The 21590-nt window shown below is 38.3% G+C and carries 25 protein-coding genes; 11 read left to right on the plus strand and 14 right to left on the minus strand.

The annotated features are described in order from the left end of the window. Positions 1 to 42: 42 nt before the first annotated feature. Complete coding sequence (locus tag ACXITR_RS06850) at positions 43 to 1227, minus strand: ATP-dependent 6-phosphofructokinase (protein ID WP_457996491.1); 1185 nt, start codon at positions 1225 to 1227, stop codon at positions 43 to 45. A gap of 83 nt (positions 1228 to 1310) precedes the next feature. Further along, on the minus strand, positions 1311 to 1580 hold the full coding sequence (locus tag ACXITR_RS06855) for a YciI family protein (RefSeq protein ID WP_457996492.1): 270 nt from the start codon (positions 1578 to 1580) through the stop codon (positions 1311 to 1313). Between the two features lie 117 nt (positions 1581 to 1697). On the opposite strand from ACXITR_RS06855, the gene argF reads away from it, so the two are divergent. Continuing rightward, positions 1698 to 2621 (plus strand): ornithine carbamoyltransferase, encoded by a 924-nt coding sequence (gene argF, locus ACXITR_RS06860; protein ID WP_457996493.1) that lies wholly within the window; start codon positions 1698 to 1700, stop codon positions 2619 to 2621. Positions 2622 to 2683: 62 nt separating this feature from the next. Here the strand turns inward: argF and ACXITR_RS06865 are convergent, their stop codons facing one another. Next, positions 2684 to 4066, minus strand: coding sequence for a DUF4912 domain-containing protein (locus tag ACXITR_RS06865; RefSeq protein WP_457996494.1), 1383 nt, complete (start codon positions 4064 to 4066; stop codon positions 2684 to 2686). 319 nt (positions 4067 to 4385) lie between these two features. On the opposite strand from ACXITR_RS06865, the gene ACXITR_RS06870 reads away from it, so the two are divergent. The 6 genes from ACXITR_RS06870 to ACXITR_RS06895 all read left to right on the plus strand — a co-directional run bounded on the left by ACXITR_RS06870 (position 4386) and on the right by ACXITR_RS06895 (position 8324). Next, a complete protein-coding gene (locus ACXITR_RS06870; RefSeq protein WP_457996495.1) occupies positions 4386 to 4760 on the plus strand; it encodes a hypothetical protein in 375 nt (124 codons plus the stop codon). An 8-nt stretch (positions 4761 to 4768) separates the two neighbouring features. Further along, on the plus strand, positions 4769 to 5242 hold the full coding sequence (gene tadA / locus ACXITR_RS06875) for a tRNA adenosine(34) deaminase TadA (protein WP_457996496.1): 474 nt from the start codon (positions 4769 to 4771) through the stop codon (positions 5240 to 5242). A 167-nt stretch (positions 5243 to 5409) separates the two neighbouring features. Next, complete coding sequence (gene dps, locus ACXITR_RS06880; protein ID WP_457996497.1) at positions 5410 to 5895, plus strand: DNA starvation/stationary phase protection protein Dps; 486 nt, start codon at positions 5410 to 5412, stop codon at positions 5893 to 5895. 234 nt (positions 5896 to 6129) lie between these two features. Further along, positions 6130 to 6330 carry a cytochrome b6f subunit PetP gene (petP, locus tag ACXITR_RS06885; protein WP_457996498.1) on the plus strand — a complete coding sequence of 67 codons (201 nt, stop codon included), beginning with the start codon at positions 6130 to 6132 and terminating at the stop codon, positions 6328 to 6330. Positions 6331 to 6397: 67 nt separating this feature from the next. Beyond that, positions 6398 to 7492 (plus strand): Get3/ArsA fold putative tail anchor-mediating ATPase NosAFP, encoded by a 1095-nt coding sequence (locus tag ACXITR_RS06890; RefSeq protein WP_457996499.1) that lies wholly within the window; start codon positions 6398 to 6400, stop codon positions 7490 to 7492. A 169-nt stretch (positions 7493 to 7661) separates the two neighbouring features. Next, positions 7662 to 8324 carry a Na(+)/H(+) antiporter subunit B gene (locus ACXITR_RS06895; protein WP_457996500.1) on the plus strand — a complete coding sequence of 221 codons (663 nt, stop codon included), beginning with the start codon at positions 7662 to 7664 and terminating at the stop codon, positions 8322 to 8324. Here ACXITR_RS06895 and ACXITR_RS06900 read toward each other — a convergent pair. Then, positions 8299 to 8886, minus strand: a complete 588-nt coding sequence (locus ACXITR_RS06900; protein WP_457996501.1) for a DUF4126 domain-containing protein — start codon at positions 8884 to 8886, stop codon at positions 8299 to 8301. The genes ACXITR_RS06895 and ACXITR_RS06900 overlap by 26 nt on opposite strands. 153 nt (positions 8887 to 9039) lie before the next feature. Between ACXITR_RS06900 and pdxA the strand changes: the two genes are divergently transcribed. Beyond that, positions 9040 to 10026 carry a 4-hydroxythreonine-4-phosphate dehydrogenase PdxA gene (gene pdxA, locus ACXITR_RS06905; RefSeq protein ID WP_457996544.1) on the plus strand — a complete coding sequence of 329 codons (987 nt, stop codon included), beginning with the start codon at positions 9040 to 9042 and terminating at the stop codon, positions 10024 to 10026. Here the strand turns inward: pdxA and ACXITR_RS06910 are convergent. The 5 genes from ACXITR_RS06910 to ACXITR_RS06930 all read right to left on the minus strand — a co-directional run bounded on the left by ACXITR_RS06910 (position 9998) and on the right by ACXITR_RS06930 (position 12689). Next, positions 9998 to 10546 carry a DUF3122 domain-containing protein gene (locus ACXITR_RS06910; RefSeq protein WP_457996502.1) on the minus strand — a complete coding sequence of 183 codons (549 nt, stop codon included), beginning with the start codon at positions 10544 to 10546 and terminating at the stop codon, positions 9998 to 10000. The two genes, pdxA and ACXITR_RS06910, sit on opposite strands and share 29 nt — an antisense overlap. Before the next feature lie 63 nt (positions 10547 to 10609). Continuing rightward, a complete protein-coding gene (locus ACXITR_RS06915; protein WP_457996503.1) occupies positions 10610 to 11047 on the minus strand; it encodes a rhodanese-like domain-containing protein in 438 nt (145 codons plus the stop codon). 100 nt (positions 11048 to 11147) lie between these two features. Further along, the gene (locus ACXITR_RS06920; protein ID WP_457996504.1) at positions 11148 to 11810 is read right to left on the minus strand and encodes a Tll0287-like domain-containing protein; all 663 of its coding nucleotides are present in this window, start codon (positions 11808 to 11810) and stop codon (positions 11148 to 11150) included. A 157-nt stretch (positions 11811 to 11967) separates the two neighbouring features. After that, positions 11968 to 12378: a hypothetical protein gene (locus ACXITR_RS06925; RefSeq protein ID WP_457996505.1), complete on the minus strand. Its 411-nt coding sequence runs from the start codon at positions 12376 to 12378 to the stop codon at positions 11968 to 11970. A 128-nt stretch (positions 12379 to 12506) separates the two neighbouring features. Then, positions 12507 to 12689: a CsbD family protein gene (locus tag ACXITR_RS06930; protein WP_457996506.1), complete on the minus strand. Its 183-nt coding sequence runs from the start codon at positions 12687 to 12689 to the stop codon at positions 12507 to 12509. Positions 12690 to 13113: 424 nt separating this feature from the next. Here ACXITR_RS06930 and ACXITR_RS06935 point away from each other — a divergent pair, with 424 nt between their 5' ends. Then, entirely contained in the window at positions 13114 to 14334 is a 1221-nt protein-coding gene (locus ACXITR_RS06935; RefSeq protein WP_457996507.1) for a DUF790 family protein, read from the plus strand. A gap of 65 nt (positions 14335 to 14399) precedes the next feature. Then, complete coding sequence (locus ACXITR_RS06940) at positions 14400 to 15014, plus strand: WcaF family extracellular polysaccharide biosynthesis acetyltransferase (protein WP_457996508.1); 615 nt, start codon at positions 14400 to 14402, stop codon at positions 15012 to 15014. A 22-nt stretch (positions 15015 to 15036) separates the two neighbouring features. Here ACXITR_RS06940 and ACXITR_RS06945 read toward each other — a convergent pair whose 3' ends face one another. Beyond that, on the minus strand, positions 15037 to 15231 hold the full coding sequence (locus ACXITR_RS06945) for a hypothetical protein (RefSeq protein ID WP_457996509.1): 195 nt from the start codon (positions 15229 to 15231) through the stop codon (positions 15037 to 15039). Between the two features lie 106 nt (positions 15232 to 15337). Between ACXITR_RS06945 and ACXITR_RS06950 the strand changes: the two genes are divergently transcribed. Further along, a complete protein-coding gene (locus ACXITR_RS06950) occupies positions 15338 to 16738 on the plus strand; it encodes a protein adenylyltransferase SelO (protein WP_457996510.1) in 1401 nt (466 codons plus the stop codon). A gap of 158 nt (positions 16739 to 16896) precedes the next feature. Here the strand turns inward: ACXITR_RS06950 and ACXITR_RS06955 are convergent, their stop codons facing one another. The 4 genes from ACXITR_RS06955 to ACXITR_RS06970 form a co-directional block, all read right to left on the minus strand. Beyond that, positions 16897 to 17670 (minus strand): glycosyltransferase family 2 protein, encoded by a 774-nt coding sequence (locus tag ACXITR_RS06955; protein ID WP_457996511.1) that lies wholly within the window; start codon positions 17668 to 17670, stop codon positions 16897 to 16899. Positions 17671 to 17873: 203 nt separating this feature from the next. Then, entirely contained in the window at positions 17874 to 19052 is a 1179-nt protein-coding gene (locus tag ACXITR_RS06960; RefSeq protein WP_457996512.1) for a glycosyltransferase, read from the minus strand. A gap of 91 nt (positions 19053 to 19143) precedes the next feature. Beyond that, the gene (locus ACXITR_RS06965; protein WP_457996513.1) at positions 19144 to 20304 is read right to left on the minus strand and encodes a glycosyltransferase family 4 protein; all 1161 of its coding nucleotides are present in this window, start codon (positions 20302 to 20304) and stop codon (positions 19144 to 19146) included. After that, the gene (locus ACXITR_RS06970; protein ID WP_457996514.1) at positions 20297 to 21583 is read right to left on the minus strand and encodes a hypothetical protein; all 1287 of its coding nucleotides are present in this window, start codon (positions 21581 to 21583) and stop codon (positions 20297 to 20299) included. The genes ACXITR_RS06965 and ACXITR_RS06970 overlap by 8 nt, the downstream gene beginning before the upstream one ends. Between the last annotated feature and the right edge of the window lie 7 nt (positions 21584 to 21590).

Consider the following 21590-nt stretch of genomic DNA (forward strand, 5'->3'; position numbering starts at 1 on the left):
TTTTTCAGTGCAATGATTTACCAATACAGTCTAAAATTGTCATCACTCAAAATTACAAGATAAATGAGAATCTCCTAGATATATTCCCAATGATAGGGCAGTACGCACCATAAAACCTTCAGGATCCACCGGGGAAGGACAGGTTTTTTCTTGGTGACACCATTTAATTAGGGGCATAATTTGCTCTAAAGATTTACTTTCTACGGTGCCATTTTGCCAAATAATAAGGCGATTATATCTCTCCTCCTCAATTAAATGTAATGCCTTAATACCAAAAAGAGTAGCTAAAATGCGATCGAAAGAGCTAGGCACACCACAACGCTGTAAATGCCCTAAAATAGTTGCCCTCGTGTCCACTTGGTCTAAACCAGAATAACGCTCATCCCCAGAATCAGAGAAACGATTACTAGCGTCTTTCAAAAGACGAGCAAGGGTTTCCGCAATGTAAGAATCTTTTTCCCCCTTTAATCCCCTTACTCCCTCAGAAATAACCACCAAGGCAAACTTGCGCCGATCGCACCTTAACTGAGCAATATACTGAGTCATACCATCAACAATACTATCCGTTAACTGAGGGGTCAACTCAGGAATCAAAATACAATCAGCCCCTCCCGCTATGCCTGAATGGAGAGCTAAATGCCCAGCATCACGCCCCATCACCTGCACCACCATAATACGCTCATGGCTAGCCGCCGTAAAAGTTAAATCATAGAGAGCTTGGGTAACGGTATTTCGTGCCGTATCAAAACCCACAGAGCGCTCTGTAAACGCCACATCATTATCAATAGTTTTAGGAATTACCACCAAATTCCAATTACCCTTTTTCGCCAAATCATAAATAATATCTAAACTACCATCTCCCCCAATGGCAATGAGGGCATCTAAACCTAAATGATGATAACCCTGCAAAATAGACTCAGTCACATTCTCATTCTTTACATTACTGCGACTAATAGAGCCTAAAACACTACCGCTCATAAATTGCAAAATATCTAAACCCTGCAATACCCCCGGTATATCATACCCATGATCCCTTAATTGTAAATCCTCAATTTTTAAACTCCCCTCCATAATATCCACAAATCCATCCGTACCCCGAGGAATCCCAAAAACTTCCCAATCTTTTCGGGTTGCATACTTTACCACCGCACGAATTATGGCATTCAACCCCGGACAGTCTCCGCCACTGGTCAAAATTCCAATTCTCTTTTTCTGATTCATGTTCAAATTATGACAATTTTTTTCAGCACATTAAAAATATTGTAGGTTGGGTTCGAGGATATAACCCAACAGAATAAACTACCAATTAGCTAAAAAGCCTGTATCCACTCCTTCACCTCGTAATCTGTCCAAATACCATTTTGCCAATAAGGATCCGATTCAATCAAATTTTTAACAATCCCTTCACTCTCCGCCTCATAAATACCAAATACCTTAGTATTATCCTTTGTTGGACCCAAAGTAATTAAAATCCCCCCTTGCTTCTGTTTTGCCAACCCATCTAGGTGGGCTTGACGATAGGGAGTTCTTTTTTCTAAGGCATTTTCGCAGTAGCTACCGAATAAAATATATTTTGCCATGGCTATGTACTATATCTAATGATTAAGTTGTTTATTTTAGCAATGAAATGAAACACCATTAAAATTGTTGGCTAAAATGGGGAATTATTAAAATCACTATTAAAGTAATCGTAATTCATGAGCAACTTGACAGGTAGAGACTTACTAAATATCACCGATTTAAACGCAGAAGAAACCAAAACTATTCTCGACTTAGCCATTGACCTAAAAAGCGGTAAAAAAGAATTTAACAGTAATAAAACCCTAGGGCTATTATTTTATAAAGCCTCTACCCGTACCCGGGTATCCTTCAGTGTTGCCATGTATCAACTAGGAGGAAACGTCATCGACTTAAACCCTAGTCGTACCCAAGTAGGTAGAGGAGAACCCATCCAAGACACCGCCAGAGTTTTAAATCGTTATTTAGATATACTTGCCATTCGTACCTTTGCCCAAGAAGACATCCAAACCTTTGCTGATTACTGTGATATTCCTATTATTAATGCTCTCACTGATTTAGAACACCCCTGTCAAATTCTCGCCGATTTACAAACTATCCAAGAAAATTTTGGGCAATTAGAAGGATTAACCATGACTTATTTAGGAGATGGTAATAATGTGGCCCATTCCCTTTTGTTAGGAGGTGTATTGATGGGGATGAATGTGCGTTTAGCTTGTCCAGAGGGTTATCTTCCTTCCCCTGAAGTTGTCAAACAAGCCCAAGCCTTGGCAAAAAAACCTGAGCAGGTGGTTATTACCCAAGATATTCAAGGGGCGGTGGAAAATGCCCATGTTTTATACACCGATGTATGGGCGAGTATGGGGCAGGAGGAAGAAACGGAGCAAAGAATTCCTATTTTTATGCCCTATCAAATTAACAAAAAATTGCTTGGTACTGCTGATAAGGATGCCATTGTGTTGCATTGTCTTCCTGCCTATCGAGAAAAAGAAATTACCGATGAGGTGATGGAAGGCTCTCAATCTCGTATTTGGGATCAAGCGGAGAATAGAATGCACGCCCAAAAGGCTTTGATGGCTTGTTTGTTGGGGCTTGACAAATAGGATAAATAAACAAAAAACCCCCTTCTGTGGAAAAGGGGGCAAAACATTAATTATTTAAAGATTTACTGTTTTTTGACGGGGGGAAACCATTCAAGGGTGGCTTCTTCCTTGGTATTAGTGTTCCGGGAAGGGGTTTCACGGGTAAATTCCATGTGAATGGAACGGGTTTGCTCTCCGTCGGCGGCCACGGCAACGATGGGATAGTCAATTAAACCGTCTTGGAAGGACATCTGGAAGCGGAAAGTGCCATCGGGGTTGAGTTTGATCGGTCTTCCGCCAATGGTAACGGTGGCATCGGGTTCGGTGGCTCCGTAAACGATTAATTCGGCATCGGCTACTAACCAGAATTTGCGAGGTTGTGCTGTGATGCCTATTCCTGCCCCTGAGCCACTGGCGAGTAATCCTGCCCCTGAACCACTGGCCATCATGCCAACTCCTGAACCTCCTGCATAGCCCATTATTCCAGCTCCAGAAGCGGTGGGTACTGCCCACATACCGATCCCTGAAGGGAATACGTAGGAACTAAGGGTATTTTCAGGGATCATGGAGCTTGGGGTTTGTTGCATACTGCCATAGAGAGAACCTGCTACTCTTTGAGCTTCTGCACCCTGTGCCATGCCAAAAATTTCGTCATAGATTTGATTGCCACTTTGCTGCGCCATTTGAGCTTGTTTTTGCTGGGCGATCGCCATGGCTTCTTTTTTCGCAGGGGGGGTTAACTCATAAACTTTTTTACCCTGTAAGTCTTCTTGCCAGTCAACAGTAATAAACACATCTTCTACCCAGTCGCTAGGATACACGGGGGGAACACGAACAGGGGTAGAACGGGCTAAGACTAACCACCGTCCATCGGCGCAACGATAACCAATATCGATCAAGTAATCGCGATCGCTCACAGGAATAGGTAAATACCACTCCCTTGCTAATTCATCACAAAGATATTCTTGGATATTGTGGGGGCTTTGATATTCGATGTTTATATCAGTGACATCATATAAACGTAGGGCTAACTGTTGTCCCCCTTGCATCCTAAAACTTTCTTTTTGCTCATGGGGCACATCCCAATAAGCATAAGCCCACTGGGGATCTCTTGGTAATAGTACAATTCTACTGTCTCCATAACCCCCGGGAAGCTCTCCAAGTCCTTCATCAACCGAGGCTAAAGTTCCCATGGAGAGATCTTCTTGCCCCTGTCCGACATCAAATTTTGATACTTCCATATTTGATTCTCTCCGATTATTAGTTGAATCTAATTTTGATAAATTATTATTGGTATTAACAGAATTTATTGCTTTGGTGGGTGTAGGTTCTTTTTGTTTAACGAGGATTGCATTTAATAATTGTGCTTTCCTCATGCGACTATAGCGAGGAATATTAAGCTCACTCGCCACTTTGCGCAGTTGCCTTAAGGTCATTTCCTCAATAGGTGGTCGTGATTTTGACATGAGATCAAATCTCCGTGGGTTTGGTAATTTAATATGTTTTTGGTCATATTAGAACCTTTTTTAAGCGATATATTTAGTGATTTTTCTTTCTCTTAACAAGATCGGGGATCACTTATTTAGTCCTATATAACACAATAAATCCTTTATTTGTCAATGGCTTTGAAGATCAGTTTTCTTTTCATGACCAAATATTAAGGGTTTGGGGATCGTGTTTGTCAAGATTTCATGACAATTGGTTTTGTGTTTTATATTTTTGCTAAAAACTGTTTTTCAAGGATAAAAAATGGTAGTATTATCCCATCTGCGGATACCCTAAGTAATGAAAATAATAGTTAAATCCACGATCGCACTGGTTACTTTTTTTTCAGTGTTACTACTTTCTAACCCCCATAGCCACGCCTCCCATTGGCTCGAATGTAAGTTTGAGGTGAAAATAATGGAAGTGTCCCCCACCCACATTAGACTTAGTCCAAGACGTTTTTTGGGTGGAGATGGCTCTGTAATGATGACTAGGCGTTCTTGTCTTCAAGCGATTGGTAATCGAACAGTGGCGATGGCAGAGGTTAACCAAGGGGCAAATTTATTACGGCGTGGTGTACTTTTGCAGGGGCGTTGGTCGGAATATGGCGCCATGTCTCCTACCGGACCTATTTCTTCCCGTGGTTGGTCATTTACCCCTCTCAAACCGCAATAAAATCACCCATGACTAATTCCATATATCAAAATCATCTTAGGTGGATGAATGAAGCCTATCAACAAGCCCAAGAAGCAGGAAAACAAGGGGAAATACCCGTAGGGGCAGTGATAGTAGATGAAAATAATCAACTAATTGCGATCGCCCATAACCGTAAAGAAAGAGATCAAGATGCCACAGCCCATGCCGAAATTCTCGCCATCCGTCAAGCATCCCAAATAAAAAAAAACTGGCGACTAGATAAATGTACCCTTTATGTGACCCTTGAACCATGCCCCATGTGTACAGGAGCCATAATCCATAGTCGTATATCTACCCTTGTCTATGGAGTAGATGACCACAAAACAGGCACCGTACGCACAGTGATGAACTTGCCAGACAGTTATTGCTCCAATCATTCCCTAGAAGTGGTGGCAGGAATCAAAGAAAAAGAATGTAAAACCCTATTACAACAATGGTTCAAAACTAAAAGAAACCTATAGATTTTGCGGTTTAATGTAAATGTTTGTTAAGGTGAAGAAGGTGAGTAGCTAATCGTAAGCTACAAAAATAAACAAATCGAGTTTTAAACCCTTCCACGGTAAAGCATATCGTAGAAGTAAAACAGCGTAAGAAAAAGCAATAATTTTATTAGGAGAATAACTAATATATGGGAACCCATCTATATAGTACACGTTTAGACTTAAGTGAAGAAGTTCGTGAGAAAGTAGCAACTTTATTAAATCAAACCCTAGCCACAACCTTAGATCTCAAAACCCACACCAAACAAGCCCATTGGAACGTGAAAGGAAAAGACTTTTATCAACTCCATAACTTCTTTGATGAAATGGCAGGGGAATTAGAAGGTTATGTGGATATGGTCGCCGAAAGAGTAACAGCATTAGCCGCCGTCGCCCTTGGTACAGCAAAAGTAGCCGCCACCAATTCCGTGTTAGAAGAATATCCCCTAACCGCCGTAACGGGAGAAGAGCATTTAAAAGCCTTGGCCGATAGATACGCCGCCTATGGAGCCCATTTAAGAAAAGCCATCGACGTCACTGATGGATTGGGTGATGCAGATACTGCTGATTTATACACCGAAATTTCTCGTACCATTGATATGCGTCTTTGGTTTATCGAAGCTCACTTGCACTAAGGATAATGGGGAAGGTAGTTAATTAGGAAGAAATAACCCTCAAATTTTGCCTTCCGTTGCCGCTAATTCTTCCACTTTGTCACTTCCTCCTAGGGAGTGTCATCAGAGAAAAGAAAAACGAAACTATTATCACTATTTATTAATAAAGCAGCATTCCCAAAACTAGGGGCTAAAAATTACCAAATTCCGATAAAATTAAGAGTTGTTATTTAAAACTACGGTATAAAAATTTTTATGGAAGTTGGACAAAAAGTAAAAATCCGTCGCTTAAGAGAAAAAGTATCCCCTGAGATTGTGGAAAAGGTAAAACAAGGACAAGCCGCAACTATTAAATCTTTTAAAATGACCGATGGTAGTGGTATCGGAGTATTTGTAGAGTTTGCTGATTCTACTACGGGTTGGTTTTTTGAGGATGAGGTTGTCTTAGTTCAATAATGAATTAAGCAAGGGGCGTTCGTGGAACGTCCTACATTAGATTTATAAATTATTTACTACACTGAAGATGGCTTTTATTTTAACTTTTTTGGGAAAAGGTGGCGTTGGTTCAACCACAATGGCGATCGCAACAGCCCATTCATACGCACAACAGGGAAAAAAAGTATTATTGGCGGTACAGGATTCTAGCCCTTGTTTTTCCGTGCTATTGGGAAAAGATGTGGAAAAAGAAGTTACTGAAATTGCCCCCAATCTCAATGCTATTCGTCTTCACAGTAGTAAATTATTAGAGGATAGTTGGACGAAGGTTGAAGAATTAGAAAAAAAATATTTACGATCGCCCATACTCAAAAATATTTATGGCTCAGAACTAAGTCTTTTACCGGGCATGGATGAAGCGTTAACCTTAAATTATCTTCGGGAACAAGATGAAAAATACGATGTAATCATTTTCGATAGTAAAAATGCCCTTAGCTGCCTAAGAATGTTTGGCATTCCCGACACCCTTAGTTGGTACATTCGCCGTATGCGCGATATTTTAGAAAATTCCGATATAGTTAAAGGACTTTCCCCCTTCATTCAACCCGTTAGCAGTGCGGTGTTAAACGTTTCTTGGAGTGCCGATAACTTTGCCTCCCAACCCACCAACGAAGCCAATGAACTATTAGACAACGGTAAAAAAGCTATCCATAACCCCTCTCGGGTAGCTGCCTTTTTAGTTACCAATGACCAGCCCAGTGCGATCGCCTCTGCCCTCTATTCATGGGGAGGAGCGCAACAAATAGGGTTAACCGTGGGAGGAGTATTACTAAACCAAAGCACCAACACCCCCGAAATTACCGCAAAATTTAGCCCTCTGACCATCAATCCCATTCCCTCCATATCTTCTCAAAATTGGGATAATATTATTCCCCTCCTGCCCGACTTCCAAGCCAGTGCCACCAAAGCACCTAAACCCTTAGAAATAGACTCTAGTAAGAGAGAAGTAAAAGTATTTTTACCAGGATTTGCCAAAAAGCAAGTTAAATTAAGCCAATCAGGCCCTGAAATTACCATCGAAGCAGGGGATCAACGCCGAAACATCTTTTTACCACCCCCCTTAAAAGGACAATCCGTGAAAGGAGCAAAATTTCAAGATAAATATTTAGTAATTTCGTTATAAATATAACTAATGTAGGTGACTTACTAAAAAATCACTCTTCCCTGTAAAATAAAACTATAGCATAGCCGATTTTCAATAGAATTTGTTTTTTAGATAGAAAAGAAGCAATGATGGTAATATTTTTAAGACTAAGTTTTTGCCATCATTTCACCCCCCATTAAAACCCCTTATGAAAATACTGTATCTATTAGCAGGATTTGCCCTATTTTTGAAAATGCTATTTACCTCCACGGCCGTTGCCGAAATAGGAGAATTAAGCATCATGGAAACCATTATCCAAGACTCTGGGGTAACCAACTCCGTCTCCGGGGTAATTTTCCGAAACCGATTATATGACACAGTTTTTGAAGTGGTAGTATTCACCATCGCCATTTTAGGGGCTACTTTTTTACTTTCCAATGAAACCCCCACCCAAGTGGTCTATCAATTCACTGATCAACCCTCCGTGGTATTAGCCCGTTTAGGGGCAACCATTGCCACCCTGGTGGCCATAGAATTAGCTCTTAGGGGACATCTTAGCCCGGGGGGTGGATTTGCGGCGGGGGTAGCAGGGGGAACGGCGATCGCCCTTGTAGCCATCACATCACCATGGGAAATGTTAGAGGAAATTTATCATAAATGGCGTATTGCCATCATCGAAAAGGTTTCCGTGCTAGTTTTTATTATTCTTGCCCTCATTACCCTGATGGGAGGAGAATTACCCTATGGGCAAATGGGAACCCTCTCTAGTGGTGGAATAATTCCCATTTTAAATATTTTAGTAGCGATCAAGGTGTGCCTTGGCTCTTGGGCGGTAATCCTGTTATTTATTCGCTATCGGGGTTTACTGTAAGGTCTTCTGAGGGAAATTTTCTCTGGTTTTGCCACTGTCTCCACTCGGAAGAGATACGCAAAGCAAGGAGCAACAGTAGCATCGCAATTAATCCGCCATTTTCAGGAGAAGTAAGGGCAAATAAAGCTAATATCATCGCCAGTAAATCCTCTGATACCGTCAGGATAATGGGCATTTTCCCCCACCGAAAAAATAAGCCCACCAATACAAATCGCAACACCAGAGCAAATAAACCCCCAATCGTAGCAATTATCCATAGGGGTACATATTCTAAATTTGTCCAATTAGCCGCCCCCACCGCTAAAATTGCCCCCACCACAGGGCTAAGAATTAATTGAATGATTTGAATTACCCTCAAGCCAATCATTTTTTTTGTACCGAGGATTTCAAAAATGGTGATGGAGACTAAAATGGCAAGTAATACTTCTGGTTGAATACGATTTAGGAGGGGAATTTCTGACCAAAGTTTGTCTAAATTAGCTAAACCAATAATCAGGAGGGGTAAACCCACACGAAAGCCCCCAGAGGCGGCGGCGGAGATAACTGCTAACACTTGAATCATAAACTCTGAATAGTAAACCGATAATACCTGATTTTTTTGATTGACAATGGATGGTTAAACCGCAAAAATTGTATATAGACGGGATTTTTGAGTTTTTTTATACCCTTTAATATTTTGAATATTGATAACGATAAAGTTAATTTAGTTTTAACCATGGGAGACGGGGCGGGAATTGGTTCGGAAGTAATCCTCAAAGCCTTGGCTGATTCTTCTATTACCCATGATGCGAATATCACAATTATAGGCGATCGCCCTTGGCTAGAACATACTTACCATCACTTGCACCACATAACTAACTTAGCACATCCAAATCAATTTAATGTTATTGATACATCCTATGCCCTCAAGCCTTGTTGGGGAAAAGGAAACGAGCAAACAGGGGAAGCTAGTTTTTTGTACCTTGAAAAAGCAATTGAACTTACCTTAGAGGGCAAATTTGAAGGTATCGTAACAGCCCCCATCGCTAAATATTTATGGCAAAAAGCAGGTTATGATTATCCCGGGCAAACGGAGGTTTTGGCACTAAAATCCCATACCGATAAATTTGGCATGATGTTTGTGGGGCAGTCTCCCCGCACGGGTTGGATTTTGAAAACCCTTCTAGCTACTACCCATATTCCCCTTAATCAGGTTTCTAGCACCCTTAATCCTGAGTTAATGACCCTCAAATTAGAGTTATTACTAGATACCCTTAAAAAAGATTTTAACTTAGATGCACCCATAATTGCGATCGCCGGGCTAAATCCCCATAGTGGAGAGAATGGGAAACTAGGCACGGAAGAAAAAGAGTGGTTACAAGATTGGTTTAATGATGCTCAAAAAAAATATGCCCCAGCCCAACTAATCGGCTTATTACCCCCCGATACCATGTGGGTAAAACCATCTCAAGCATGGTACGACAACCCTGATATTAATGTGGCGGATGCTTTTTTAGCCCTGTATCATGATCAAGGATTAATCCCCGTTAAAGCCATGGCATTTGATCAAGCTATTAATACTACCATCGGCTTACCCTTTATTCGTACATCCCCCGACCATGGTACAGCATTTGACATTGCAGGAAAAGGTATTGCTAACCCCGAAAGCATGAAATCTGCCATTAAATTAGCCATTACCCTCTGTAAAAATCGCCGTCAGTGAGACTTTTCCATTCTTCAATGATAAAAGAGGGAACAGATAAACTTATGGATTCTCCGTCGATGGTTGATAATGACAATGTTAAGGGAACACTTTCCTGCAACTGTGGTAAAACAGAATTAAAATCATATTCCCCAACATTCCCGAGGCTTGATGTATTCTGGGAAATATCATCAGAAATATCTTTAGCACTAAAAGTTTGTCCAAAATCTGTTATTAGGATTAGGGGTTGGGTGTGGTCTAAACTTACGCCCCCAGGAAAGCCAATTAGTCTTAAGGATATACTGGCACTACCTTCAGGATGAATACGTTTAAAGGCGATCGCCCGCCAATAGTTTCCCATTTGATCTTGTAGATTTTGCCTAGATTGATAAAGCATTTGTCCAGGATATTCTTCAATTTGCGTCACGGTAGCAAAGGCGGGGAAAGGACACCCGATAATCAGTAAAATCCACAAACAAAGTATTGTCACTCCTTGAATCAGATTAATTTTAAAGCCTTTAACGGATATAGAATTTAGCATAAAATCCTCATTAATTTTATTTTTTTTGGTAACTCCAGAGTAAAAATTTTACCCTATCAAATACTATTTTAGGGCGATCGCACCTCCTGCTCCCTTCCAGCCTGATAAGCTAGGAGGAAAACCCTTCACATTATCATAATTGAGTAAGTGTAAGGTCATTACCCCCATGGAAGAACGATAACCCGTTGAACAGTAAAGCACCACAGGGCGATCGCTAGGAATTTTATTCAAATTTCGAGATAATGTACGCAGGGGAATATTGATAGCACTGGGAATATGACCTGAACGATACTCAGAAGGTTCTCGCACATCCACTAATAAAGGTTCACTATTAGCCATCAAATTTTTTAACTCTTCAACATTGGCAATAGTAAAATATCCTGATGGTATGGACATCAGATAACGATCTACGGCTACATCTACGGTGGAATAACCTTCGAAAGTGGACAAAAGCTCCGTTTCTATGGTCGAACCAAATGGGGTAGAAATCTCTGATGCCATCAGGTGTGATTCAAAACCAAAAAAAACACCCCAGAACAAAATAAGTCCGAGTAGTAGAATTTGAATTGACTTTTTGAACTTCATAAATAAAAAATTGAAATTATGGACTAATTGAATTTTGAATTTCTTTTTTTAAATCATCTGGAATAAAAACCGCATACATTCCTCGTAAGTCGCCAACTTCAAAGCCATAGGCTAAATCTTCGGGGTAGCCATCTTGGATAAATTGAGGACGGCTATCTTTCAAACCATGACACACTAAACAACTTGCCTCCACATCCATACGACGATAGTAGCGTGTTCCTAACTTTTGATTGATGGTTTCACGGCTCCAAGTACCTATTAAATCAGAATTTTGTTCAAATTTTGCTAGGGCAATTTTATCATGTAAACTATTGGGGGCATGGTCAGGGTTACGATATTTATTAGTAATTTGTTTTACCTGCCAACCATTGTCTTTGCTCAATTTCATGGCTTTCATGCCCACAGGGCGACAAACTTCTTTCATTGTCTGCTTTGTCGGTTTTTGAGTATCTCCTTCTAAGGTTGAAGCTAGTCCAGTACGCATGGTATCTAAGGCTTCAATTTCCTGAACCACACGCACTAATTCTTCTGGATGGGGAATAATGGGGGAAGCAAGGGCGATCGCACCCTGGCAAGAAATAAACAACAAAACGAAGCTAACTAAAAATAAACATTTTACTAGGATGGCGAAAAAAAGTTCCTGTAATTTTTGGAAAAATTTTTGAATTGGTTTCAACATAGGTTTATAAAGTATGATGATTGAGATTTTTCGCATACTTAAAAAAACAAAAAGTAGGCAAAAACAACACTATAAAAAGGAAAAAATAATAGATGCTAGTGTGAGGTAATAAAGCCTGATAATTGTGCATTACCCCTCACCAGTTTTGTATCAAGCCCTAATTATTTGAACCCATTGCATCATTAGCTTCCGCTTTTATATCTTTAGTACCTTGACGAGATTCTTTTCCGACTTGCCCCATTTCCCCTTGGGGTTTGTAATCAGGATTTTGAATAGCGTTACTGACACCATATTGACTTTGTTTCTCTAACTTTTGAGATTCTTCCATTTCAATCTCAGTTTTACCTTCCTGATTTTTTTGATCCGCTTCTGTATTTTCATTCCCCCAAGCTATTTGGTTATTTAAGGGTGACATTTGCAATGTTGATGCTATGCTATCTCCGCCCATAAAACCTAATACCGTTGTTAGGGAAATAAATAAAACTAAACTAATTGTTAGCAAAGATTTAAACATTTGTTTTAATAAAATCATTATATTCTCCAGAAAAGTTATTTCTTTAATATTCAATACTAGATTTTTTTTTGTTATTAGTTTTTTTATTAATCTATTTCAAAGTATGTAGAGGGAAACAATATTTACTATTTATTTCTCCATTATTCACCTTAAAATATTTTTCATTTCTTTTTTTATGAAAATTAATCGATGATTTTTTTTGCTTCGTCTTTAGCTTCCTCCACTGTTTGTTTTACCCTTGCTTCTACTTGTTTGGCTTGTCCTTCTGCCTGATTTTTAGGAGATCCAATCACATCTCCATAGGTTTCCTGAATTTTACCTTCAATATTCTTAGCTGTTGCTTTAGCTTTATTTTTTAAACTCATGGTTTTATGTTTTTATTTTTTAAAGGTTATTAAGTAAAATTTATTATTTTTTAGTTTTTTTATTAAATGAGCTAGTAAGAGCTATTTTTAATCCAAATAGTTAAAACATTTAATTTGGTATTTTACAAAAAAAATAATTCGTTTCAATTCTATATTAATTACCTTTTTAGAAAGTTTGTGTACGATATTGTACATAGGATTATAGTAAAAATGTAAGAGCTATTTTCTATGTGCTTTGTAGAGATTGTTAAGAAAATAAGTAGGCTTTTGTAAATATATTTAAAAATTGTTTTTGTGATTAATTATTAAGATTTTTTTCTTAAAAGATAAACTAAAGTTAGCTGAAAAATGGTCATTTTATTTTTATCCTGTATGGTTTACCATGAATGAATTAATAACTTCTATGGAGGATTTTTAACAAAAAATGCTTAAAACAGACTTGTTAATGTATCGTTTTGATGGTGAAACGATTATTCCCAAGAAATTATCCCTTAGTAAATCTAATCTTTTTTTGGCTTGTGAGCAAATAGATTGTTTTCAAACCTGTGTGGGCAAAACTCAAGGGTATTTGGATAATAAACTAAAAGAATTAGAGGGTGATAGTCCAGATTACCGTCTTAAAAGGGGTTTGGCTCATCTTCTTAAAAATCACTTTAGCACCTTTGAAATTGTCAGTCCTTTGGTGCCTTCTAAGTTACGGGACATGGTTTTTTCCCATAGTGCTAATTCTCTGCCCATACCTGATAATAAGGAGTTGACTTTAAGTGCGATCGCCCTTAACTTAAGTAAAGAAGGAGAAAGGGAAGTATTACCCCAAGAAATAGAACAAGGATTGTACGCCGACTTACAAGAAAATCGTATCCTTACCCAATTTGACAGCCCCCAACCAGAAACCCTCATCCACCGTTACAACCTTTCCCAAGTGCAGGGGATTTTTTACCGTGCTAGTGAAATTACCATCCACGCCCACCGCAACCAACCGGGGGAATATAAACAACTATTTCGCTACCTCAAATTATTTGAGTTGATGGTATATGTGGAAGGGGATGCGGACACGGGGTTTACCATTACCATGGATGGCCCTACTAGCCTTTTTAAAGCCAATACCCGTTATGGTTTAGCCCTAGCCAAGATGATTCCTGCCCTGCTTCATGTGCGAAAATGGAGCTTAGAAGCCACCCTAAGAATAAAAGATAATTATACTAACCGCATCAAAGAAAAACGCTTTCACCTTGATGATAGTTGCGATTTGGTAAGTCATTATGGAATCAATACCACCTATGATAGTTTGTTAGAAGAATCCTTTGCCCGACGGTGGGAAAAGCTAGATACCCCATGGCGACTAGAAAGGGAAGTAGATTTATTACCCGTGCCGGGGAGTGTGATGATTCCCGATTTTCGCATTGTCCATCCCGATGGTAGGGATTTTCTCTTGGAAATAGTGGGTTATTGGAGTCCTCAATATTTACAAAAAAAGTTTTATCAAACCCAAAAGGTAGAGCGAGATAATTTAATATTGGCTATTTCTGAGCGTTTAAATCTGGCTAAGGCTGGGGTAAATTTTCGAGAATTACCTAATAAAATTGTTTGGTTTAAAAATAAATTGTCCCCGAATGATGTATTAAGTATTATCGATCGCCCCTAATACCCTAAACTATCTATATGACCGCTAATTTTAGTAATATAGGGTCAAAGAATAATCTTTTATCCATGACTAATCACGAATCTATTACCCCCAGAGAACATCAAACTCCTATCCTAGATGCTGAACCTTGGTTTAATCTTAGTAAATATACTCAAGGTCATTTTGATCGAGGTAAGCCTCAATGGTTTATTTTTTTATGGTGGATAGTAGAAGCCATTGTTTTTTCCCTCACCCCCCACCCTTTCAACGGAGTAAGACGAACATTATTAAAACTTTTTGGGGCAAAAATTGGTAAAGGGGTTGTAATTCGCTCTAGTGCTAGGTTTTTATATCCTTGGAAGGTTACTATTGGTGATTATAGTTGGATAGGCGATCGCACTTACTTTTATAGTTTAGATAATATTATTATCGGCTCTCACACGGTCATTTCTCAGCATAGCTATCTTTGCACAGGAAGCCATGATTATAACCAACCCCACTTTGACTTAGTAACATCCCCCATCATCATTGGTAACGGGGTTTGGGTAGCTAGTCATTGTTTTATTGCTCCCGGAGTGCAAATTGGTGCTAATACCATCATCGGCGCCCGTAGTACCGTTTTAGGTAACATTCCCAGTGCTAAAATTGCTTGGGGTACCCCTTGCAAAGTAAAGGGCGATCGTAATCCCCCCCATGGGTAATAATATGGTTAAAAAATGACCGTTATACTAACCCTTCCTCATCCAAATCCAAGACATCTATAGTACCCCTCAACAAACGATTTTCATAACGACGATTACGCCTTTTCGCCTTCGCCTTATTAGCCCGTTTACCTTCCCGCTTATCAATTACAATATCATCGAGATTTTGAGCATCTTCCCAATCTGGTAATCCAGTCTGTGGTGTCCGTTTACCCATTTTCTTGTTTTTGAATTGAGCCAGAATAACTGTATTTACCGAGGTAATTTTGCAAAGACCATCGATTCGTATAATGATGTTAATCAGAATTACTCTAAATTAACCGATGACTAATCCTTTTTTTAACCTTGAATATGAACCAGCCATGGAAAACTTGGGGGAAGATTATTATGATATTGTCATTCCTGCAAAGTTTCCTGAACATATACTCAGATTTGCTAATAAATCATTACTGGAAAAAATAGGGATTGATGCGGATGCGGTAACAGATGCTCACTGGGTGGAGGCGTTTGGGCAGTTTAAAGGTTTATGGCCTCCCCTTGCTTTGCGATACCATGGCTATCAGTTTGGACAGTATAATCCCTTTTTGGGGGATGGTAGGGGTTTTTTATATGGGCAAGTACGAGGCAATGATGGACGACTGTATGATTTTGGCACAAAAGGCTCTGGGCGTACTCCTTATTCTCGTACCGCTGATGGTAGGTTAACTCTCAAGGGCGGAGTAAGGGAGGTTATTGCGGGGGAAACTTTACACCGTTTGGGGGTAAATACATCCCGTTGTTTTTGTCTGGTTGAAACGGGGGAATCTTTGTGGCGTGGAGATGAGCCTTCCCCTACTCGTTCATCGGTTATGGTACGCTTTAGCCATTCCCATATTCGTTTTGGTAGTTTTGAGCGGTTACACTACATTCAACGACCTGATTTAATTAAAAATTTGTTAGATCATGTGATCTATTATTATTATCCTCATCTTTGTGAGGAACAAAATCCCTATGAAAAGTTTTATGCTGAATTGGTAGAAAGGGTTGCTAAGTTAGCCGCACAATGGATGGGTGCTGGTTTTTGTCATGGGGTTTTGAATACTGATAATATGTCTATTACGGGGGAAAGTTTTGATTATGGTCCCTATGCTTTTATTAATAGCTATGATCCTAAATTTATCGCTGCTTATTTTGACTACGGTGGAAGATACAGTTATGGTAATCAGCCCATTATTTGTCGTCTTAATTTGGAGAAGTTACAAATTCCTTTATCGTTAGTGATGGCTTCTTCTGAGTTGGAAAAAGGGTTAGAAAAGTTTGATGATTATTATGAGGAATATTATCAAGGGTTTATGTTGAGGAGGTTAGGTTTTACGGATTTACCTGAAGATTTAGGACAGGTTTTAGTTAAGGAAACAATCAATTTATTAAAGGAATCTCAATACAATTATCATGATTTTTTTGCTAGTTTAGGTAGTGATTTTAATGATGGTTGGCGTGATAACCATGATTTAATTTTGGAAAATCGGACTATTGTTTCTAGTAATTTTAGTGATTGGAAAGTTTTGTACAATAAGGCTTTATCTTTTTATGATAAAGAGGAGTTACATAATATAGGGTCAGTTTTAAAACAATTTAATCCTTTTAATATTCCTGTTCGTAGTCTCATTGAGGAAGTTTGGCAACCGATAAGTGATGAGGATAATTGGGAATTATTTTATGATTTTTTGGAGGAGATTGGGTAAAAAGATATATGGCGATGGGATATGAGTGATGGGATATGATCCCCCGTTATAAGAGCAGGGAATAGAATATGATTCCCCTAAATCCCCCTTAATAAGGGGGACTTAATAGTGGTAAGAAAATTTTATAGTTTTATGGTTAATGACTTTATGGGCAAGGGTTATTTATTGTTAAAATACTGAGCTTCTATTAGTCTTAAAGATAGTAGTATTTCGGCGAACATTCTTTGAAAGGCGTAGTACCAACCATGCCACCCATCAAATATACCACGTTTTATTATTAGGCAGTAAATGAAAATTATGAAAGGTGCAAAAATTATTTTTTTACGAATTTTATCTCCTAAACTTAATTGATCATTGGAGGTATTTAAGATTTTCTTGACTTCTAGGATCATATATCTATCTTGCGCCCATAACCATCTGCTTAAGGCTTTGCGATCGTCGTGATAAATAGCATTATTAAGATAACTTATATTTCCTTTATTTTTGAGTAATTGAGTATGTCCATCGTCAACGTAAGTTGCTTTGTTTTTGAGGTATAGTGATTGCCTAGGGGGGAGAATATTTTGACTCAAAGGTTTTCCAAAAACGCAATATTTGAATGGAATAAAATAACCATTTATTTGCGGTTTAGTCTGTAAATTGGTTATTTCTGTGAGTAAATCTTCGGTGATAATATAATCAGCATCCATGGACAATACCCAATCAGTCTGTATTTGTTCTAGTCCATAATTCCACTGGTTAGTATGACTATCAAAGTTTCTTTGATACAATTTAGTGTTTGGATAGGATTTTATAATCTCTAAGGTTTTGTCGGTACTAAAGCTATCAATAACAATTACTTCTCTTGCCCATGTTAATTTACTTAAGGTGCGATCGATGTTTGGCTCTTCGTTGTAAGTTAATATTAGGGGGGTAATATTGGTTAAATCCATGGACAGTTATTTGGTTTTGACTTTTACTATCATAGTTGCAAAAGGGCGATCGCACTTGGTTCTACATTAGATATATTGAGCATAACAAATCATATCTTTCCAAAGAAAAGGTGACATGTTTAATTTGACTGATAGGAATATTCGTACTCTTGATCCTGATTGGTCATAATCAAGCTCCTTTGAAATTACATTAACCTTTAATTTTAAGTGTTTTTATCTTTTTCAGAAATTATTTCTTGATAAATTGAGATTAAACTACAAGCGATCTTGTTCCATGTATAATTATTTAAGATGAATTCTCTAGCTCTTGATCCCATTTCTTTTGCAGAATCAGGGTTTTCTAAGCAGTTTAAGAGGGCTTTTTCAATACTTTCTGAATCAATATCCACCACATGAGCCGCTTTTGCTTCCGATGCTTCGGGGAAGTTACAGCCAGTGGTAAAAATACAGGGTAAGCCAGAAGCCATTCCCTCTAATATAGACATACTAAAACCTTCAGAGTGTGAGGGAGCGATGTAAATGTCTGCGGCAGCTAAGGCGGAATATTTCATTTCTCCAGTGAGCATTCCCGTAAATGTTACCGCTGATAAACAGCCTGATTTATCGAATAACTCTTTGATGGTAGGTAAATAACCTACATTATCAGGTCCAGCGATAACTAAATGAGTATTAGGAAATGTTTGATGGACATTAGCGAAAGCTGATGCTAATAAATCTAAACCTTTTTTGGGATCAATTCTGCCTAAAAAGAAGATTATTTGTTTATTTTTTGCGTCAGGAAATTTATCTAAGAAGAGAGAAGATGAAGGTAAAGTTTCAAAATCTTCATTGTTTATCCCATTGGGAATAGTATATAGGGGCGGAATTAAATTAAGAGTTTTTACAGCTTCTTTTTCCGCCGTTGCCAATACCTGAATTCCACTGGCTTTATTAATGGCAGATTTTTCTAATAGGTTATAAAACAAGTTTTTTTTCCATGCTTTATAAGATAATGCCCAGGGTTGTAACATTCCACGGGGAGTAATAATATAAGGGATTTTATATTTTTGACAAGCCCAATGGGCTGGAATATTTGGCACAGAAAAAATGGCATTGGTGTGAAGTAAATCATAATCTTTGACGTGGCAAAATAACCATTTACTCATACTCACACTGAATTTATAGTCATTCCAACTAAGATAAGGAAAATATTGAATACGAAAACCATTATTTTCAATCCAAGTACATTTTGATACATCTAGTTTTTGATCACCATTAGCTGTGGTGGTCACAAGATCTACTTTTACTCCTTGTCTGGCTATGGCTTTAGTTAATTCAATCACACTTTTGGATGGTCCACCATATACAGAGCCAATAGCTGGAATGACCATTAAAATTTTCATAGGTTAATCTATTTTGGATAAAATCAAAATATTATTGTAATTTAATTTCTTAATCTTGATTTCAGTTACTTTTCCATGGAAATGATTTTTATTATGTTTTATTCATAGCAAAATCGATCGCACTTTTTAACCCTTGAGCAAAATAATCAGGGGAATATTTCTCAATATGCTGCAAAGAGGCTTTCCCCATGGACTCTAAATCCACTTTTCCTGAAGATATTTTGACCATTAAACTGGTTAATTCTTCTTGATTTTCAGGATTAAAACCAAAACCATTAACCCCTTCCATTACTAAATCTTCAAAACAACCACAACGATTAGAGACAATCACGGGTAAACCTGCCGCCATCGCTTCATTAACCACCAAGCCCCATTGTTCCGTTGTACTAGCATGAATAAAAGTCTGAGCATGGGCAAAATAGGGTAAGAGTTCATCCTGTTGTAAAAATCCGGGGAGATGAACATGATTTTCTAATTGATATTGCTTAATTAAACCTTCAATTTGAGGGCGTAACTCTCCATCACCGCATAACACTAAATCCCAAGCCTTATCTCCTACTTGCTGATGATAGTGAGCATAGGCAGTAATTAATAAGGATAAATTTTTTTTGGGAACAAAACGATTAATACTCAGAAAATAGGGTTTACGAATAGGGGATGGTAATTGTTTGATTTTGTTAGGGTGAAAAACGCTATTATCGACAACATCATAACCCATGAAAATAGGATCTTCAGGAAATCCTAGTTTGAGCAAATATCTTTTGTGGGGAGAACCACCAACTAAGGCGCTAGAATATTTGTTGACGAGGAAACTTTTAATCTCTTCTTTCCACCAAATACGAGGCTCATCATCTTCTTTAGACTCGGACAAGACAACTGTAGATTTTCGATGCCACAGACTCCACAATAATGCTGATAGCATTGATAAACGAGCATATCCTGCAATTACCACAACATCAGGATTAATTTGAGACAATAAATCAAAAGTTTTTTTAATGGTAATATTTTTACTAACCTCATGGGGTTTAAGATTACCTAATACTGAATATATCTTTAAATCACTTTTTTGAATATCAGTTTGCCATTGGTAGTCTAGCCCATCACGAGTGATTTCAATTCCTGTAACTTGGTGAGCATCTTCCGTAACCAAATTTTGAAAAGCCTTGACTCGGGCTATATGATAAGGACCATAATTTGTAAAAAAGATCGCAATTTTATTTTGAATTGAAATAGACAAAATATTTTTACTCATAAGTTGATGATAATTTGGTCTGTTTTGTGTCAGAGGATTGGCAGTAAAAACTTACTAAAAGCATGACTCCTGCCCTAAAAATAAATTCATTGACAAATCTACCAATACCATGGGTTATCCCCACCATTGCAGAATCAATGATGCTGATATATATTAGTGTGGTAATGATATTTTTACTTTCCACGGTGGACACCCAAAGGGTTTTATACAAGTAAGCCATTAAAGCAAAAAATAAACAACCAAAAAAGCCAAAATCCATAAAAGAATCTCCTATTCCTGTCAAAGTTGTCCCCGTATGTGTTTGATAGCCGTAAAAACCGACTAAATCAAAATCGAGGTCGAATTGTAGATTTTCTTTGACATCAAATCCGACTAATTGACCGGGTACATACTGAAAGATAACACTATTCCATAGCACTCTTCCGTAGCCATAGTAATCAAGTTGAGTGGCATAATCCATGACTAAGGTAGCATTTCGCAGTTCTAATATATTTCCTTCAAGCACCCTTTCAAAACCTCGTTCGGAAGCCATTTGAATTTCATCCCATCGTCCTGCAAAGGCTAGTTCCCAAAATCTTCCCCTTAAAGCACCTAATGTGGGGATAATATAAGCGGCAACGGGAACAAACATTACTAATAATAGTTTGGGGGGAGTATATTTCTTAACAAGGAAAAAACATAATCCTATTGTGATTAAAAGTGCAACGGTTGCTTGACGACGACCTGAAAAAATAACAGCTTGAACAATGGGTAAACCGCTAAGAGTTGTTAGAAAAATGTTGACAAAAGAGGGTTTTTTTAAGGTGCGGATTAAAAAAAGAGGCAGAGCAATACGAAGAGTTCCTGCAAAAAAGATCAGAATGGTTGCCGGTCCAGTCCAATTACCACCAGCTGCGGCTGATGTTTGTATGGTGATGCGAGATAAAGCAAAGACACAAGCCTGACCAATAATTAACAAAACAATGCCTGCTTTAAATAATTTATTCTCGTCAACTTCCACATTAAGTTTATTAAGCCATTTTGGGTTCGGGGAAGACTGATAGCCAATCCAACACATTGCCACACATAAACTTGCATATATGAGCATTCTCTCCACGGCGGTATCTGTGACGGCGATCCCGGGATTATTTACAATGGAGATCGCCTGGGGTAGGATAAAAGAGAGAAACACGGAAGCCATGAAAAAGGGAAATTGATAAATTCTTTCAAGGCGAATAATCGACCATCCAACGATCGCACCGCAGATAGTGATAAAAATAAAAAGGTAAGTATCAGCCATAATGTTA

The sequence above is a fragment of the Cyanobacterium sp. genome (assembly GCF_054166785.1).